This window comes from Streptomyces xingningensis (assembly GCF_054957865.1).
Genome location: NZ_JBDJPF010000013.1, coordinates 1 through 17,663 on the forward strand (window position 1 = coordinate 1; position 17,663 = coordinate 17,663).

Consider the following 17,663-nt stretch of genomic DNA (forward strand, 5'->3'; position numbering starts at 1 on the left):
GGGGCGGGGGGGGGGGCGCGGGGCGGGGGGGGCGGGGGCGGGGGCCGGGGGGCGGGGGGGGGGGGCCGCCCTCCCCCCCCCCCCCCCCCCCCCCCCCTCCGCCCGCGCCCCGGGGCCGGCGCCCCGCCCCCCGGCGGGGCGGCCCCCCCGCCCCCCCCCCCCCCCGCCCCTCTGCTGGTCCCGAGGCCGCCCTCGTCTCCGGACAGGGGGCTCAGGCGGATGCCTGCTCGAACTCCTCGGAGAGGTGGCGCGCCAGCTCGGAGGGGCTGGGGTTCTCGACGATCGCGACCATGGGGATCTCGATGCCCGTGAGGGTCATCAGCGTCTTGGTCAGCTCCAGGGCGGTCAGGGAGTTCAGGCCGTTCTGGAGGAAGTTGCTGTCGTCGCCGAGCGAGGTGCTGAGGACCCGGGTGGCCTCGGTGCGGATCGTCTCCCGCAGCAGCCGCTCGCGCTCCCCGGCGTCGGCGGCCGCCAGGAGCCGCTGGAGTTCGCCGTCGTCGCCCGGGGTGGCGGCGGTCGAGACCGGCGTGGGGTTGTTGTCGGTGCCTTCCATGATCTCTCCAGTCCGATGACGGGCATCAGGGTCGGGTTCGGTTCGAGGGCGGATGAGGCAGGGGTGCCGCGCCCGGGGAAAGCCGTTCGGGGAGCGGCCGTTCAGCGCCGCCGGCTTCGCCGCCAGGCCACCAGGGCAGGCAGTACGGCGCTCAGCGTCGGCCGCAGATCCTCGGTGGTGTCGAGCACCTTGGCCAGGGCCGCCGGGTCCTCGCTCTCGACGGCGTCCCAGAACGAGGCCTCGTCGGGCGGGTATGTCAGGGGGGAGGCGGCGGCCGCCTCGGACGGCAGCCAGTACCGCCGGGTCTGGAACGCATAGGTGGGCAGCGGGACGGTGCGCGGGGACGGGACCCCGTCGAACACGGCCGTCCAGTCGACCGTGCCGCCCGCCGAGTGCACCACGGCAAGGGCGCGGATCACCGCCCCGGGCCCGGACCAGGCGTCGACGGCGAGCGCCTCCACCGGGGCCGCGGCCGGGCCCAGCTCCAGCACCAGGCCGGTCCCCTCGGGAAGGACGGGCGTCTCGTCCGTCCCGCGGGCGTACTCGGCCCAGTGGCCGGGTGCGGCCGCGTCCACCGGCTCTCCGGTGCTGTCGCCGGGGATCCGCCCGGCGTCGTCCCGGGCGGCCCGGGCGGCCAACGCCCGGCAGGCGTCGGCCAGTTCGAGCGTGCCCGCCACATGCGCGGCCGCGATCCGGCCGGCGCCGTGACCGAGCACCGCGTCCGGCCGGGCGCCCGCGGACCCGAGCAGCCGGGCCAGGGCGACCTGGGCGGCGAACAGCCGCGCCGCCTGTTCCGGGACCCGCGCGTCCAACGCCCCGTGCAGCTCGTCGAATGCGGCGGCATAGGCCGGGAACCGCTCGTACAGCCCGGTCCGCTCCCCCGCCGCCCGCCCGCCGAACAGCCAGGCCGTCCCGCCCTCGGGCACCGCGCCGGGGCGGATCACCGCCGGGTGGTCCTCGCCGGCCGCGAGCGCCCGGACCCCCGCGAGCAGGGTCTTGCGTCCCTCGCCCACGATCACCGCCCGGTGCTCGAACGCCGAGCGGGTGGTGACCAGTGACCAGCCCACGTTCACGGGCGAGAGACCGGGATCCGCGGCGAGGTGACCGGCCAGGGCCGCGGCCTGCGCCCGCAGCGCTCTCTCGCCGCGCGCCGACACCACCCAGGGCACGACCGTGGGTGCGGGAGCATCGCGCCCGGACGCCTCCTCGGGGGCCTCCTCCAGAATCAGGTGCGCATTGGTGCCCGAGATGCCGAACGAGGACACGCCCGCCCGGCGCGGACGGCCGTCCCGGGGCCACGGCATGGACTCGGTGAGCAGGCGCACGGTGCCGGAACGCCAGTCCGCCAGCGGGGTGGGCCGGTCGATGTTCGGGGTGGGCGGCAGCGTTCCGTTCCGCATCGCCAGCACCGTCTTGATCACCCCGGCGACGCCGGAAGCGCCCTGGGTGTGCCCGGTGTTGGCCTTGAGTGAACCGAGCCACAGCGGCCGGTCCCGGGGCCGGTCCCGCCCATAGGCGGCCAGCAGCGCCTGGGCCTCGATGGCGTCACCGATGGCGGTGCCGGTGCCGTGTCCCTCGACCGTGTCGACCTCGTCCGGCGCAAGCCGGGCATTGGCCAGGGCCTGCCGGATGACCTCCTGTTGCGAGGGCCCGTTCGGCGCGCTCAGCCCGTAGGTGGCACCGTCCTGGTTGACCGCGGAGCCGCGTACCAGCGCCAGCACCGGGTGACCGCCGCGCCGCGCCTCGGAGAGGCGTTCGAGCAGGACGAGGCCGACGCCCTCGGCGAGCCCCATGCCGTCGGCCGCGGCGGCGAACGGCTTGCACCGCCCGTCCGGCGCCAGGCCGGCCTGCTGGGCGAAGGCGTGGAAGACATGGGGGGTGGACATCACGGTGCCGCCTCCGGCCAGGGCCAGTGCGCACTCGCCCTGCCGCAGCGCCTGGCACGCCAGGTGCATCGCCACCATGGACGAGGAACACGCCGTGTCCACCGTCACCGCCGGACCCTCCAGCCCGAGGGCGTACGCCACCCGTCCGGAGACCAGGCCGCCCGAGCTGCCGCCGCCCAGGTATCGCACCAAGTCCTCGGGCACCCGGTCCAGTTGGGTGGCGTAGTCGTGGGCGGTGGCGCCCACATACACGCCCGTGGTGCTGCCGCGCAGCGCTCTCGGATCGATGCCCGCGCGCTCCACGGCCTCCCAGGCCAGGTGGAGCGTCAGCCGCTGCAACGGCTCGACCGCCAGGGCTTCGCGCGGGCCGATGCCGAAGAACTCCGCGTCGAACTCGGTGGCGTCCGCGATAAAGCCGCCGAGCCGGACGAACGGGGCGCCCTCACCGGGGACTTCGTCCCAGGCCCGGTCGGCCGGGAAGCCGGTGACGGCATCCCGGCCCCCGGCGGCCAGCTCCCACAGCTCCTCGGGCGTGCGTACGTCCCCCGGGAAACGGCAGGCCATGCCCACGATCGCGATGGGCTCGTGCCTCCGCGCCTCGGCCTCGCGCAGCCGCCCCTGGGCCTGGTGCAGCTCGGCCGTGGTCCACTTGAGGTACTCGACCAGCTTGTCTTCGTTCGTCACGGGGCACATCAGCCTTCCTGGTCACGCCGTGAGGCAACCGGTGCCACTGGGAGGGTCGCCGTCGGCGCTTAAGGCGGCCTAACGCAGCCTCACATCCGTTCGGGTGCGGTGACGCCGAGCAGGTACAGCCCATTGCGCAGCACCACCCGGCCGGCGTCGGTCAGCCACAGCCGGGCCCGGGTCAGCGAGGTGGGCTGCTCACCGTCGCGGGGCAGCACCCGGCAGCTGTCGTAGAACCGGTGGTACGTACCCGCCAGTTGCTCCAGGTAGTGCGCCACCCGGTGCGGCTCGCGCAACTCGGCGGCGGTGGCCACCACGCCGGGGAACTCGCCCAGCCTGCGCAGCAGATCGTCCTCCCGCTCGTGGGTGAGAAGTGCGGGGTCGAATTCCCCGGCCTCGCCCCGGTCGGCTCCGATCGCCGCGGCCTTGCGCTGTATGGCGCACAGGCGGGCGTGTGCGTACTGCAGGTAATAGACCGGGTTGTCGCTCGACTTCCGGGTCAGCAGATCGAGGTCGAGGTCGATCGCCGCATCCACGCTGGCGCGGGCGAGCGCGTACCGGGCGGCGTCCACGCCGACCGCGTCCACCAGGTCGTCCAGGGTGAGCACCGTGCCGGCCCGCTTGCTCATCCGCACCGGCCGGCCGTCCTGGACAAGATTGACCAACTGGCCGATGAGAATCTCGAGATGGGTGTCCGGGTCGTCGCCAAAGCAGGCCGCCATGGCGCGCATTCGGCCCACGTAGCCGACGTGGTCGGCACCGAGCATGATCACGACCCGGTCGAATCCCCGTTGCCGCTTGTTCAGGTAGTACGCGCAGTCGGCGGTGAAGTACGTCCAGTCGCCGTCGTTCTTGACCAGCACCCGGTCCTTGTCGTCTCCGAAGTCGGTGGTGCGCAACCACACCGCGCCCTGCGCCTCATAGACGTTGCCGCCTTCGCGCAGCCGGGCCACGGCCGTGTCGAGTTCACCCGCGTCGTGCAGGTCCTTCTCGTTGAAGTAGACGTCGAAGCGGGTGCCGAAACCGGCCAGGGAGGCCTTGATCTCCTGGAACATCAAGCCCGTGCCCACGTCCCTGAAGACCCCCAGGGCCTCGGCGGGGGGCAGTTCAAGGGCGTTCGGCCGCTGCTTGAGCACCTCGTCCGCGATCTGCCGGATGTATGCGCCGCCATAGCCGTCCTCGGGCACGGGGAGGGCCTGGGCGGTGGCGAACAGCGAGCGGGCGAACCGGTCGATCTGTGCTCCGGCGTCGTTGAAGTAGTACTCCCGGGTCACCTGCGCACCCGCGGCTTCGAGCAGCCGGGCCAGCGCATCGCCCACCGCCGCCCACCGAGCGCCGCCGATGTGGACCGGGCCGGTGGGGTTGGCGGAGACGAACTCGAGGTTGAGCCGAAGGCCGACGAGCCGGTCCGTACGGCCGTACGCGCCGTCGGCCTGGACGATTTCCCGGGCCAGGACGCCCTTGGCGGCCGGCGTGAGGGTGATGTTGAGAAAGCCGGGCCCCGCGACCCGCACGGAGTGCACCGCCGACGCGGCGCCGAGGTAGGGCACCAGTGCCTCGGCTATCTCGCGTGCGGGTCGTCCGGCGGACTTGGCGAGCTGCAGCGCGATATTGCTTGCGTAGTCTCCATGGCTGCGATGCCGGGGGCGCTCGACCCGGACGGCGACGGGCGGACCGGCGGGGATGCGCTCGTCGGAGATCGCAGCATGCACGCTTTCGGTGACCAGAACGGCAAGATCGGCTGGGTTCATGCAGCCAGGGTAACGGCGACGGCAATTCAGGCCGCGCGGCGGACGGAAATCGCCGCGGCCGGAATACCTGTTTCGCGCCCGCGGCAAGTGAGTCGGCAGATCTGATCCGACAACCGGCAGAAGACGCATTGAGTAAGGATTCATTGCCGCAGCGATGTCGTTCGCCGCTCTGCGCTGGATGACGTTTTCGCATGGAACCTGTGCCGAACTGTCGTTGGACTCGCGACAGTTCGCTTCGTAGCGTGACGGCGGCGACGGGGCGCCGCTCGGCCCTTCGCCGCCGGGCCCATGGGGGTGGCGACCGGCCAGGGTTCGCGCGTGGCGCCAGTGGGTGGCCGAGCCGGCCTGCCTGGTGCAGCACCTCCAGGGGACCGCTGACGTCGAGCAGGGTCACGCCGTCAAACACCAGGAAGGCGACCCGATGCGTCATGTCCGAATCTGTGGTGCGCATGGCGGTATGGACATGGCGCCGGCCTATGGCACAGGTGATTCTGGAGGAATCCACCGATCGGGTGCCAGGAGAGGAAGTTGTGATGAGTGAATCGATCGCGGGCGTACGGATCCCGGACAGCACCTTGGCGCGGGAGGCGACCGAGCTGGTGCGCGACGCTTGCCCGCCACTGCTGTTCGACCACTCGCGGCGGGTGTTCCTGTTCGGATCGCTGCGTGGCCGGGAGCAGGGACTGGAATTCGACCCGGAACTGCTGTACGTGGGAGCGATGTTCCACGACCTCGGGCTGACGGAACGCTTCCGCCGCACCGGCCGGCGCTTCGAGATCGACGGCGCCGACGAGGCCCGCCGCTTCCTGAAGGCCCACGGCATCACCAGCGAGCCGGCCGAACGGGTCTGGACGGCGATCGCCTTGCACACCACCCCGGAGATCCCCCTGCATATGGCACCCGAGGTCGCCCTGGTCACCCGCGGCGTGGAACTGGACGTCCTGGGCATCGGCTACCACGCGGTCTCCGACGAGCAGCGCGCGGCCGTCGTCGCGGCCCACCCCCGGCCCGACTTCAAGAACCGGATCCTCGCCGCGTTCACCGAGGGCATCAAGGACCGCCCGGAGACAACATTCGGCAACGTCAAGGCCGACGTCCTCGCCCACTTCGTCCCCGGCTTCCGCCGCGGCGACTTCGTCGAGGTCATCAAGACCTCCAACTGGCCCGAGTAGCGCCCTCACCGTCCCAGGCGCGTCAGGCGACACCGGTCGGCGCTGCTGGATGAGCCGGCCCATGGTGAACCTCTTCGCCCTCGAAGAGCCGGTGCAGGTGACGCACCGAGATGCGGTGCGCGCGGGCCCGGGTCACCTGCAAGGACCTCAAGGCGCTGGGTACGTTCTGGACGCCTCGGCCGCGGCGGGGTGACCTGGACCGCCCGTGAGCTGTCGCACTGGCTGGACGCCGACCTTGGTGGTGCGGACGTTGATGAGCGTGGGGCGCTCACGGTCGGCGGTGCCGGAACGGAGCAGGCTCGCCAGCTCATCGGTGTCGTGGGCGGTGTGCGCGTCCACCCCGTAGCCGGCGGCGGTGGCGACGACGTCCAGGCCCGGCAGGTCCAGGCCGGGCACGCCGGGGGTGTGTTCGAGGACGCCGAACTGCTTGAGGATGCCGTACTCGGCGTTGGACGCGACGACGACGGTGAGAGGGATGCAGTGGCGGACCGCGGTCCACAGCGCGGTGATCGCGTAGTGCATGGAACCGTCACCCATCAGCGCCACGACGGGGCGGTCGGGTGCTGCGAGTTGGGCACCGGCCGCGGCGGGCAGTCCGAAGCCCAGGCCGCCGCCCGCGGCCGTGAGGTGCGAGAACCGGCCGCTCGGCCGGATGCAGTTGAAGATCGTGCCTTCGTTGCTGCCCGCCTCGGTCACCCACAGGGTGTCGGCCGGCGCGTTGCCGCCCACGGTCGCCCACAGCGCCTCGGGCGTGAGCGGTGCGGCCGCCGGCTCCACGGCGGGGACGGGGGCCCTGGAGGCCGGGGCGGGACGGCCGGCCGCGCCCACTCGTGCCAGCAACGCCTCGGCCGCCGCGCGCGGGTCTGCGATGATCGCGTCACCGACGGGGGCTCGGGCGGCCTCGTCCGGATCGTTGGTGATGTGGATCAGCCGGGTGCCCTCCGGCAGGTACGGCCCGGGAATCAAAGGGTAGTAGCGGAACACCGGCGCACCGAGAACGAGCACCAGGTCGTGGCCGGCCAACTCCCGGGAGATCCAGCCGGCGCCGGGCGGCAGCATGCCCCGATAGAGGGCATGGTCCTCCGGGAAGCCCGACAGCCCGGTCAGCGGCGCGGTCCAGACCGCGCAGTTCATACGCTCCGCGAGCGCGACCACCGCGCCCCAGGCGCCGTACCGGTCGACATCGCCCCCGACGACCAGTGCCGGTGACGCGGCGCCGTCCAACTGGGCGGCGATGTCGGCGGCTAGCCGGCCGGGGAAGGCCCCGGCGTGAATGACTGCCCGGTCGCGGAGGACACGGATGTCGGCGACCTGTTTGCCGTCCAGTTCGACGTCCATGTCGTCCATGGGGAGCGACACGAACACCGGTCCGGTCGGCGGGGCTTGGGCGAGGTGGATCGCATGCGCGAGCACCGCCGGGACCTCACTCGCGACGGCCGGCTCCGCGGACCACTTCACGAACGGCTTCGGCACGAGGGTGGCATCCACGTTGGTGAGCAGGCAGTACTGATTCTGCATGGACCTCCGCTGGTTGCCGGCCGTCACGATCAACGGGGTCTTGTTGACGAAGGCGTTGTAGAGGGCCCCTTGGGCGTTGCCCATGCCCGGCGCGGTGTGCAGGTTGACGAGCGCGGGCCGACCAGTGATCTGGGCGAAGGCATCGGCCATGCCGACCGGGACCATCTCCTGCAACCCGAGCAGGTAACGGAAGTCGGCCGGGAAGTCCTGCAGCAAACTCAGCTCCGAAGAGCCCGGGTTGCCGAACCAGGTGGTCAGCCCATGCGACCGGAGCAGATCGAGAGCCGCGTCTCGGACGGAAGTCACGGCTGCCACTCTGTCCCGGGGCCAATGCTCGCGCAATACCGCCCGCCGGCCGGCGAAGAAAGTGACAGACCCAGGGTCATCCCCAGCGCACATCCAGTCACCTTCGAGTGGCCCGCGCGACGATGACCGGGCGACGTCCGGCCGCCCGAGGGGAAGATCTTCGAGTCCTCCGGAACCGCACAGCGGCCAAGGCCAAGGCGCTCATCGACGAGCACGGCCACGAGGGGAACTTCGTCCCCGCCGAGACCGCCGAGGAGTTCGTCGCCTCGCTCCAGAAGCCCCGCCGCCTGATCATCATGGTCAAGGCCGGCAACCCCACCGACGCCGTCATCGGCGAGTTCGCACCCTCCTCGACGAGGGCGACATGGTCATCGCCCACCACCTGCCGACTGCCTGAACCCGCCGTCTCTCGCCTCCGCCCGCCTTGAGTACCGGCACCTGTGACCGGCGCCGGGTGGCGAACACGGTGGTCGGCTCGCATCCGTCACCCATGGCGATTCCGAGCGCGGATGCCCGGTTGGTGCGGAGAAGCAGGACGTCGGTTCGTTCCGCATGGGCACCGGATCTCGGCTCATTCTGCCGTCGCCGAGAGCGGCTCGTGCAGGAAGAGGATCGTGCAGCCCGTTCTGCTGAACGTCTGATGCTCGATGGGGTGCGGGTAGTCGACGAAGTCGCCCTTGGCCCGGTGAGCCGTGCGCCGTGTCCCGTCGGGGAACACCAGCTCGTCGTCGGCCTCGCCGTCGAGGAACAGGAAGCGGTGCGCCGTGCGGTGCGGGTGCCGGGGCGAGAAGGAGCCCGGCTCGAAGTGGGACAGCCCTACGACCCGTTCGTCGAAGGTCTCGTCGAAGGTGATGTCGAGGAGCAGCCGGAACCACTGCCCCGGTCCCGACTCCCGCCACCCCTCCGGGCCGAACACGTCATCGGCCGGAGCTCCCAGCCGCTCCCCGGCCAGGACGAGGGCCAGGGCACCGCCAGAGCTGGACACTACTGCGCCCGCCTCTCCGTCCCCGGGCAGCGCAGCATACGCCCCGGTCCAGTGCTCCGCGGCGGGTCCGGTGGTGCCGGCCGCGATCGAGAGCCGTCCCTCCAGGACGAGAACCCGTTCGTCCCCGGACCCTGCACGGACGAACCGGCCGCCCGCCGCGAGCCGCAGCAGCGAGAACGAGTCGCCCTGAGCGGACTTCAACAGCTCCTTCGTCCAGACCCCCGGCATCCGCTCGCCGTTGGCCAGGGTCGCCGCAACCCACTTGACGGGGCTGAAGGTTGAGATGTGGCTGGGCATCGCTCTCCTCCGCCGTGACGCTTTCGTGGTGGTGCCTGCCCGGCTGGTGCTCGCCGGGCAGACACGGTCCGTCGGGTGGCGCGGGTCAGTGGATGGTGGTGGGGGTGGGGTGGAGGTAGAAGGCTTCGCTGTCGGTGGGGTAGGGCCAGTGGTTGGAGCGGTAGAAGTCCTGGACGACGCCTGCGCCGTCATCCCTCGAATCACCCAGGATGCCGGCGTACATGCCGGTTCCGTTGTTGCGGAAAGCGCACGCGGCGTCGTCTGGGCCGCCGCCCTGGGCACCGACGGCCCCATCGGAGGGCTCTTCCGCGACGGACAGCCCCTCATCTGACACAAACCCGGCTCGCAATCACCAGGGGGCACCATCGGCATGGTGACGGGCACCTCGGAGGCGGAGCCGGGCCTGGCCGTGGTCCTCGCCGCACTGGCAGACACTCCACCCGTCCTTCTCAATCTTCTGTACGACACACTCCAGGCGTCTGTACGGTCTCGTCGAGAACCCCGGCCGGGATCGGGGCAAGGTTCCGGCCCGTCCCCCGGCCGACCCCGGCGGAGCACCCATCACATCAGCACAGTAAGGAGTTTGATGAGCAGCGGGTACGTCTACCACGAGATCTACTCCTGGCATGATTCCGGCTCGGTCACGGGCCTGCTGCCGTCCGATCCGCGCCGCGGACTTCAGCCGTTGCACCACCTCGACACACCCGGCACGAAACGCCGGCTGCACGAGTTGCTCGCCGTGTCCGGCCTGCTCGACCATCTGGTGCGGTTACAGCCTGCCACGGCATCCGACGAGCAACTGCTCACCGTGCACACCGAGGACTACCTGCAACGGCTCTCGGCACAGAGCGACGGGGCCGGCGGTGACGCCGGGGACGGCATCTCGCCGTTCGGCGCCGGCGGGTTGGACATCCTGCGACGTGCTGCGGGCGGAGCGATCAGCGCGGTGGAAGCGGTGGTCGACGCCACGGTACGCAACAGTTACGCCTTGGTGAGGCCGTCCGGCCACCATGCGTTGCCCGATCGCGGCATGGGAATGGCCTACCTGGGAAACGTCGCGATCGCCGCACACCACGCGAAGGCACTCGGGATCGGGCGCATGGCGATCGTCGACTGGGATGCCCACCACGGCAACGGCACCCAGCACGCCTTCGAGCAGGACCCCGGTGTACTCACCATCTCGCTGCACCAGGAGAACTGCTTCCCGCCGGGCAGCGGTGACATATCCGAGCGAGGTGTCGGACCGGGATACGGCAGCGCCGTCAACGTGCCGCTGCCCCCGGGAACCGGCAACGGCGGATACGACTTCGCCTTCACCGAGGTGGTCGTGCCGGCACTGGACCGCTTCCATCCGGAACTGATCATCGTCGCGTCCGGCTTCGACGCCGGGGCCATGGATCCACTCGCGCGCCAACTGGTCAGCTCCAGTGGCTACCGCGCCATGGCGCGCCACGTCCTCGATGCCGCGGACCGGCTGTGCTCCGGACGGGTCAGCATGATCCACGAAGGCGGGTACAGCGAGGTCTACGTCCCGTTCTGCGGGCACGCAGTGATCGAGGAGATGACCGGCCGGCACCTGCTCGAAGACCCCTACCTCGAACTCGTCGACGGCTTCGGAGGCCAGCAGCTGCAACCGCACCAACGGGCCGCCGTCGAACAAGCCGCGCACCTCGCCGCCGAGGTACCGACCCCCACCCGACCGCATCGTTGAACGGCGCCACCGGTGTCGCCCCGCTGCCACAGCGGGAGCGTGACTGTGCCCTCGGTCTCAGAGTGACCCTGTCCCTGAAGGTTGGACAGGGATCATGCGGCCGACGCTCCGATGCGGCGACGGGAAGCCGGCCTTCGCCGAGTACAACGCGTGGGCGGCGCTGACAAGTTCACAGCGTCTGCAGGTTCGCGCTCGGCGCGCTCTTCGACCTCGCCGACGCCGACGGCCGGGTCGGCCGCAACGCATATCCGGCGTCGATCCGCACCTTCGTCGTCGGCGACAGCTCCCCCGTGGGCGAGGTCCTCTACCAGCCGGGCCGCACCTTGTGCTGCCGGCACAGCCATGCCGCCCTCCCCGCCCTGGCCTTCACCGTCCGTTGACGACTCCACGCCGTCAGCTCGCGGTCTGCTCCGGGGGGAAGTCGGCACCGAGAGTGACCTCCCGCCAGTCGTCGAAGGTGATTTTGAGGGAGTCGAGTTTGGCGGTGGCGATGTCGTATGCGGCTTTGCCCAACAGCAGCCGCGGCGGCGACTGTTCGGCCGTGATGGCGTCGATGATGGCCTGGGCGGCGCGTGCCGGGTCTCCGGGCTGGTGGCCGTAGGTGGCCAAGGTGCCGGCGCGTCGTGTGCCCGCGGTGGGGGCGTAGTCGTCGATGGTGGTGGCGGACTGGCGCATGGAGGGACCGGACCAGTTCGTGCGGAATGCGGCGGGTTCGACGATCGTCACCTTGATGCCCAGGGGCGCGGCCTCGGCGGCGAGTGACTCGGAAAGGCCTTCCACGGCGAACTTGGTGGCGTGGTAGTAACCGGTGGCGCCGAAGCCGATCAGGCCGCCGAGGGAGGAGATGTTCACGATGTGGCCGGCGCGACGGGCGCGCATGCCCGGCAGAACGGCCTTGGTGGTGTCGGCCAGGCCGAAGACGTTGGTGTCGAACAGGGCGCGGACCTCGTCGTCCTCGCCCTCCTCGACGGCGGCGAGGTAGCCGTAGCCGGCGTTGTTGACCAGCACATCGATCCGCCCGAAGGCGGCCTGCGCCTGGGTGACCGCCGTCGCGATCTGCCCGGAGTCGGTGACGTCCAGCGCCAGAGCGAGGGCACATCCCTCGTGCCCCGAGACCACGTCGGTGACCTTGCGGGGATCCCGGGCGGTGACCGCCGCTTTCCAACCGCGCTCCAGCACGGCGGCGGCCAGTGCCCGGCCCAAGCCGGAGGAGCAGCCGGTGATGAACCAGACAGGCGCGTCAGGGGAGGTCATGCGGTATGCGTCCTTCACTTGGAATGTCGTCGAAGTCGGTGAGAGTGGAGCTGCAGAGCAGGACCAGCAACTGTTCGGCAGCGCTGCCAGGCTCGGCCCGGTAGACGACGAGGTGCTGGCCGGGGGCACTGTTGACGGAGAAGGTCTCGAAGCTCAGGGTGAGATCGCCGACCACCGGGTGGCGGAAGCGTTTCACCGAGGCCGTCTTGGCCCGTACCTCGTGGCGCGCCCACATCCGTGCGAAGTCGGGGCTGCGGACCGACAGTTCGCCCACCAGCTCCCGCAGCCGCTGATCGTCCGGGTCGGGGCCGGCGGCCCGCAGCGCGGCCACGCACCCCTGCGCCACGACGGCCCAGTCCCGGTAGAAGTCCCGGGCGTTCGGGTTGAGGGACATCGCTGTGATCAGGCTGGTCTCGTCGCCGAGCCAGGAGAACAGCGCCTCGCCCAGGGAGTTGACGGCCAGCAGGTCGAGATGCCGACCGTAGACCAAGGCCGGTGTGTCCGCCCAGGTGTCCAGCAAGGACACCAGCTGCGGGCCTGCGTACTCCCGTGCCGGCGTGGGGCGCTCGGGCCGCGGCGGATCGACCAGCGCGCGCAGGTAGGCGGCCTCCTCGTCCCCCAGCAGCAGGGCGGCCGCCAGGGCCCGCAGGACCTGGGTCGAGGGATTACGTTCACGTCCCTGCTCCAACCGCACGTAGTAGTCAGTGCTCACCCCGGCGAGGACCGCGATCTCCTCCCGTCGCAGACCGGGAGTACGCCGCGCCCCGGAAGGCATCCCGTGGCCCTCGGGGCGCACCAGTGCGCGCCGGGCCCGCAGGAACTCGCTCAGCCGCTTCGTGTGCATGCCCACCAACGTAGCGGCAGGCTTTACGAAGGGGGTGGCCCTGCCACACCCACCCGGACGGCCTGATGGGCAGTCGATCACGATCTTCCCTCGACCGAACCGCACTCACCCAGGAAGGCAATGCGTCCTATGCGAAAGACTCACCTTGTAGGCACTTGGCCGGGCCTGTCCGCGCCGGATGCCATGACCACGGCCCTCCGGCGTGTTGGCGCGCACCTACTTCGTATGACGGACGGCGAGACCGGAGACCGATCGGTCTGGGGCTCGCGCACCATCGAATGGCTCCGCGTGAACCCCGATGCCGAGCTGATACACGACGGCGTCTACACCCGCTACGGGGCGGGCCCGCTGTTCCGTGTGCGTGAAGGCCGAACACTGGACCCGAGGAATCTCCACCTCAACTACTTCCACACGTTCGTCGAGAGCTTCCCGGCCTTCGCCTACCTCCGTGATCAGGCCGGCCATCCCGACATCAGATTCCAGGTCGGCCTGCCTGCCCCTCTCGACCTCACCATGCTGGCTTTCGGCATGGACGTCGCCATGTCCGACCGGGTGATCCCGCAGGCTTGGGCCCAGGCGACCATCGACCAGGCCAACCGCATTATCGACGAAGCGGACGAGCCCGTGGTGTTCCAACTCGAAACGCCCGCCAGCCTGCTGGCGGTGAACGGAGCACCCGACGAGGCCAAGGAGGGGGTGGCCAGGCAGCTGGCACATGACCTGCACGGCATCGTGGCAGGCACTCGTGAGGGCACTCATTTCGGCGTCCATCTCTGCCTCGGCGATCTCCAGCACAAAGCTCTCGCCGAGCTGCCCGACGCACTGCCGCTGGTGCTGCTGGCCAACGCCATGGTCACCGGCTTCCCGGAAGGACGGCACCTCGACTACATCCACGCGCCGTTCGCGGCGGCGAACAAGCCGGGATCCTCCGAGGAAAGCTGGTACCGGCCGCTCGAAGCGCTCGCGCTGCCTCCGGAGGTGCGTTTCGTGGCGGGTTTCATCCATGAGAACCTCACCATCGAGGACCATCGCAGCCTGCTGGACATGATCGAACGGTTCGCCCGGCGCGAGGTGGACGTGGCGGCCGCCTGTGGCCTGGGCCGACGCCCCGATCCTGAGCAGGCCTGGGATGCGATGGACAAAGCCGTCGCGCTGATCAACGGTGGCTGATCAGCAGCAACCCGGCACTGGCCAGGCATGCCCGTTCCCTGACCGAGCAACGGATCCCGGACCTGCTCGACATCCGCCGCCTCCTGACCGCCGGCACACGGGTGCCTCCGGTCACCCTTCTCCGGACAGCTCCTTCTCGCTCGCGTACGCCGCCAGCCCGTCAGCCATCCGCCGCATGTAGCGGGTCAGATACCACTGCCAGAACCGGCCGGAGAACCACCACTTCGGCTCGAAGACACCGGACCACGCGATCTCTGTGCCGCCTCGGGATGCCGGTACGAGTTCAACGGTGCCTCGGTAGGACCGAAACGTGCCGCTCACGTTCTCGTAGCCGAATCGCCGGTCGGGGACCAGCTCGACGATCCGCTCCCGCGAGACGTGCCGACCCGTACGGAAGATCCGGGTGTCGCCCACCTGCTGCCGATCTTCGGGGCTTCCGGCGCCCTCGATCTCCACCGCGTCAATCGGTGACCACAGCTGCCAGGTGGCTGCCCGGACGAGCGCCGAAAACACGGTCCCGGGGGCCGCGGACGCATACGAACTCACTACATAGGCATAGGCCATTGTCCGAGGCTAGGACAGGCCGGCAGCCGGGGGAATGCGCAGGATTGCTCAACCGTCGATCGAGTCTTGGGCGGCAGGTGCGTCGGTGAAGTGGTTCACGAAAGACGGGAGTTGGAGGCCAACCGACTTCGACGAGATGCGTGGCACGCTCTGCGGGGCCGGGTGGGCGAGCCGGAACAGGTGGGCCGAGGCGTGGGCGTCCAGATGCAGGGCGCGGCGGGTCTCGACCGCCGACCAGAACCCTGATCGTCAGATTGACACCCTACTGTGAGCCGATGTCGACCGCGACCACATCCACTTCCACAAGGCGGGCAGCAACCTACGCCGCCTGCCCCGCCGCGTGCCCACCATCGCGGCAAGCTCTCCCAACAGGTGGGAATTCTCGCGAGTGCACCGAGCGCCGGCCATCAAAAGTTTTGACGGCTATGCCGGTTCTCTGTTCCGATTCCACTCGAATCCGAATCAGGATTGCGGCATATCGTCTGCCGGGCCTCACTCCTGTTTGCCTTGGCGGACCTCCACGATGGGCAGCATGGTGACGGTGGCGGGGAGGCCGAGTTCCCGTGGCGTGGGGCCTGCGGGCGTGGGGATGTCGGTGAGCCGAGTGAGGAGCGCGTCGATGGCGGTTTGGCCGTCGTCGACCGCAGCGCGTTCGTCCTCCGTCAGCGGGATGGAGGCGAGCATGTGCTGCAAGTTCTCCTTGGCTTCGAGGAGTTGGGCTCTGCTGGAGTTCTTGGGGGGTGTAGAAGTCGCAGCGGGCGCGGGCCATCCGGTGCTGGCACTGTTCGGAAAAGGAGTAGGTGCACCATCCGTGGCCGAGGTCGTAGTACTGCGTGGACCGGGCCCTCGCCCTCGCCGACCGCTGCCCCGCAGCCTGGTCCCAGATGGTTGGTGGCTGGGTCCGAGATCCCCTGATCGAACGCTCCGAATCCGCCCGCGAAGCCTTCGTCTCCGCCGCCCGTGCTGCCGCACCCCTACACGCACCACCGCTCACCCCCAGCTGAGGCTTTCCAACCGAATCCACAGCACCCGTCTGTCGCACTCCGTTACTACCATCCGCGGCGTCACCATCGTCTCCCCTTGGGCGCCGCGGCACCCTCTACGGGCGACAGCAGCGATCTAACGAGCCGTCAGCAAAGTCGGCAATAGGTCAGCATCGGACCCGCCAGAACCCGCCACGGACCACCCGTAACCGCCAAGATCACGTGATCACCTAGCACGGCCCCGGGCGCATTGCCTGGCACCGAGACCCCTAGATACAGGGCTCACCCCCAGTCCATGCATTGTCCGGGTCACACAAACGGACCACAGAGACAGACGTTTCCGTAGCGAAGAAAGTGACAGGCCCAAGGCCATACCCAGCACATGCCCGGTCACCGTCGAATGGCCCGTGCAACGATGGCCGGGCGGCGCCCGGCTGCCCGAGGGGAAGATCTTCAGCCCCTCCACTGTTGACGCCTCGCACAAGCCTTCGACGCACGTGACAGGAGTGGAACACCGCAATGCCCAGCACCCCGGCCACCCAGCCCACCGCACAGATCGGCGTCACCGGACTCGCCGTCATGGGCAGCAACCTCGCCCGCAACTTCGCCCGCCACGGCCACACCGTCGCCGTGTACAACCGCACAACGTCCAAGACCAGAAGGCTGATTGACGAGCATGGCCACGAAGGGAATTTCGTCCCCGCCGAAACCGCAGAAGAGTTCGTCGCCGCCCTCCAGAAGCCCCGCCGCCTGATCATCATGGTCAAGGCCGGCGACCCCACCGACGCCGTCATCGACGAGTTCGCACCTCTCCTCGACGAGGGCGACATGATCATCGACGGTGGCAACGCCCACTTCCTCGACACACGACGACGGGAGAAGTCGCTCCGCGAGCGCGGCATCCACTTCGTCGGGACCGGGATCTCCGGCGGCGAGGAAGGCGCCCTCAACGGCCCGTCCATCATGCCCGGCGGATCGGCCGAATCCTACAAAGCCCTCGGCCCCCTCCTCGAGTCCATCGCTGCCAAGGCCCCCGACGGCAGCCCCTGTTGCACCCACATCGGCCCCGACGCCGCCGGCCACTTCGTCAAGATGGTGCACAACGGCATCGAGTACGCGGACATGCAGCTGATCGCCGAGGCGTACAACCTGCTGCGCACGGTCACCGGTGATGAGCCGGCCCGGATCGCCGAGATCTTCCGCACCTGGAACACCGGCCGTCTGGACTCCTACCTCATTGAGATCACCGCCGAGGTGCTGGCCCACACCGACGCCGCCACCGGACGTCCGTTCGTGGATGTGGTGGCCGACGAGGCCGAGCAGAAGGGCACCGGACGGTGGACCGTGCAAACCGCGCTGGATCTCGGGGTACCGGTCTCCGGCATCGCCGAGGCCGTGTTCGCCCGGTCGGTCTCCGGCCACACCGATCTGCGGCGGGCCGCCCGGGCCCTGCCCGGCCCGCGAGGCGAGGCGCTCTCCCCCGCCGCGGCCGAGGAGTTCGCGGCCCAGGTCGAGGAGGCGCTGTACGCGTCGAAGGTCGTCTCCTATGCGCAGGGCTGGAACATGATCAGCACGGCGAGCGCCGAGTACGGCTGGGACATCGATCTGGGCGCGGTGGCGGCGATCTGGCGCGGCGGCTGCATCATCCGGGCCGCCTTCCTGGACCGCATCCGCACCGCTTTCGCGGCCGACCCCGCGCTGCCGACGCTGCTGGCCGACAAGGGGTTCGCCGATGAGGTCGGCCGGGCCCAGGACGCCTGGCGCACGGTGGTCGCCACGGCCGTCCGGCACGGGGTGCCCACCCCGGGGTTCTCCGCCGCCCTCGCCTACTACGACTCGCTGCGCGCGGAGCGGCTGCCCGCCGCGCTGACCCAGGGGCAGCGCGACTTCTTCGGCGCCCACACCTACCGGCGAGTGGACGGCGATGGCTCGTTCCACACCCGGTGGAGCGGGGACCGCGGCGAGGAGCGCACCGGCTGAACCGA

14 protein-coding genes and 1 pseudogene are annotated in these 17,663 nt (G+C 70.2%); 5 read left to right on the plus strand and 10 right to left on the minus strand.

All coding sequences use genetic code 11. The annotated features are described in order from the left end of the window. Positions 1-211: 211 nt before the first annotated feature. The 3 genes from ABCR83_RS09445 to argS all read right to left on the minus strand — a co-directional run bounded on the left by ABCR83_RS09445 (position 212) and on the right by argS (position 4,874). Positions 212-553, minus strand: coding sequence for an acyl carrier protein (locus tag ABCR83_RS09445; RefSeq protein WP_462694421.1), 342 nt, complete (start codon positions 551-553; stop codon positions 212-214). Between the two features lie 101 nt (positions 554-654). Further along, positions 655-3,123, minus strand: a complete 2,469-nt coding sequence (locus tag ABCR83_RS09450) for a type I polyketide synthase (protein WP_462694422.1) — start codon at positions 3,121-3,123, stop codon at positions 655-657. 89 nt (positions 3,124-3,212) lie between these two features. Further along, positions 3,213-4,874, minus strand: a complete 1,662-nt coding sequence (gene argS, locus ABCR83_RS09455) for an arginine--tRNA ligase (protein ID WP_462694423.1) — start codon at positions 4,872-4,874, stop codon at positions 3,213-3,215. A gap of 533 nt (positions 4,875-5,407) precedes the next feature. On the opposite strand from argS, the gene ABCR83_RS09460 reads away from it, so the two are divergent. Continuing rightward, the gene (locus ABCR83_RS09460; protein WP_462694424.1) at positions 5,408-6,046 is read left to right on the plus strand and encodes an HD domain-containing protein; all 639 of its coding nucleotides are present in this window, start codon (positions 5,408-5,410) and stop codon (positions 6,044-6,046) included. 147 nt (positions 6,047-6,193) lie between these two features. On the opposite strand, the gene mdlC is transcribed toward ABCR83_RS09460, so the two are convergent. After that, entirely contained in the window at positions 6,194-7,870 is a 1,677-nt protein-coding gene (mdlC, locus tag ABCR83_RS09465) for a benzoylformate decarboxylase (protein ID WP_462694425.1), read from the minus strand. A gap of 122 nt (positions 7,871-7,992) precedes the next feature. Between mdlC and ABCR83_RS09470 the strand changes: the two are divergent. After that, positions 7,993-8,243: pseudogene (locus tag ABCR83_RS09470) on the plus strand (NAD(P)-binding domain-containing protein); the annotation flags it as partial. A gap of 198 nt (positions 8,244-8,441) precedes the next feature. Here the strand turns inward: ABCR83_RS09470 and ABCR83_RS09475 are convergent. After that, positions 8,442-9,152: a cupin domain-containing protein gene (locus ABCR83_RS09475; RefSeq protein WP_462694426.1), complete on the minus strand. Its 711-nt coding sequence runs from the start codon at positions 9,150-9,152 to the stop codon at positions 8,442-8,444. Positions 9,153-9,237: 85 nt separating this feature from the next. Next, positions 9,238-9,375, minus strand: a complete 138-nt coding sequence (locus ABCR83_RS09480) for a hypothetical protein (RefSeq protein ID WP_462694427.1) — start codon at positions 9,373-9,375, stop codon at positions 9,238-9,240. A 363-nt stretch (positions 9,376-9,738) separates the two neighbouring features. Between ABCR83_RS09480 and ABCR83_RS09485 the strand changes: the two genes are divergently transcribed. Continuing rightward, positions 9,739-10,863 carry a class II histone deacetylase gene (locus ABCR83_RS09485; RefSeq protein ID WP_462694428.1) on the plus strand — a complete coding sequence of 375 codons (1,125 nt, stop codon included), beginning with the start codon at positions 9,739-9,741 and terminating at the stop codon, positions 10,861-10,863. Between the two features lie 393 nt (positions 10,864-11,256). Here ABCR83_RS09485 and ABCR83_RS09490 read toward each other — a convergent pair whose 3' ends face one another. Next, complete coding sequence (locus tag ABCR83_RS09490; RefSeq protein WP_462694429.1) at positions 11,257-12,117, minus strand: oxidoreductase; 861 nt, start codon at positions 12,115-12,117, stop codon at positions 11,257-11,259. After that, a complete protein-coding gene (locus tag ABCR83_RS09495; RefSeq protein WP_462694430.1) occupies positions 12,104-12,961 on the minus strand; it encodes a helix-turn-helix domain-containing protein in 858 nt (285 codons plus the stop codon). The genes ABCR83_RS09490 and ABCR83_RS09495 overlap by 14 nt, the downstream gene beginning before the upstream one ends. 225 nt (positions 12,962-13,186) lie before the next feature. Between ABCR83_RS09495 and ABCR83_RS09500 the strand changes: the two genes are divergently transcribed. Further along, positions 13,187-14,131, plus strand: a complete 945-nt coding sequence (locus tag ABCR83_RS09500) for a hypothetical protein (protein WP_462694431.1) — start codon at positions 13,187-13,189, stop codon at positions 14,129-14,131. Positions 14,132-14,242: 111 nt separating this feature from the next. On the opposite strand, the gene ABCR83_RS09505 is transcribed toward ABCR83_RS09500, so the two are convergent. Together ABCR83_RS09505 and ABCR83_RS09510 are read right to left on the minus strand one after the other, a co-directional pair. Further along, entirely contained in the window at positions 14,243-14,695 is a 453-nt protein-coding gene (locus ABCR83_RS09505; protein WP_462694432.1) for an SRPBCC family protein, read from the minus strand. Positions 14,696-15,187: 492 nt separating this feature from the next. After that, positions 15,188-15,379: a hypothetical protein gene (locus tag ABCR83_RS09510; RefSeq protein WP_462694433.1), complete on the minus strand. Its 192-nt coding sequence runs from the start codon at positions 15,377-15,379 to the stop codon at positions 15,188-15,190. A gap of 818 nt (positions 15,380-16,197) precedes the next feature. Here ABCR83_RS09510 and gndA point away from each other — a divergent pair. After that, the gene (gene gndA / locus ABCR83_RS09515; protein ID WP_462694434.1) at positions 16,198-17,658 is read left to right on the plus strand and encodes an NADP-dependent phosphogluconate dehydrogenase; all 1,461 of its coding nucleotides are present in this window, start codon (positions 16,198-16,200) and stop codon (positions 17,656-17,658) included. Positions 17,659-17,663 lie beyond the last annotated feature (5 nt).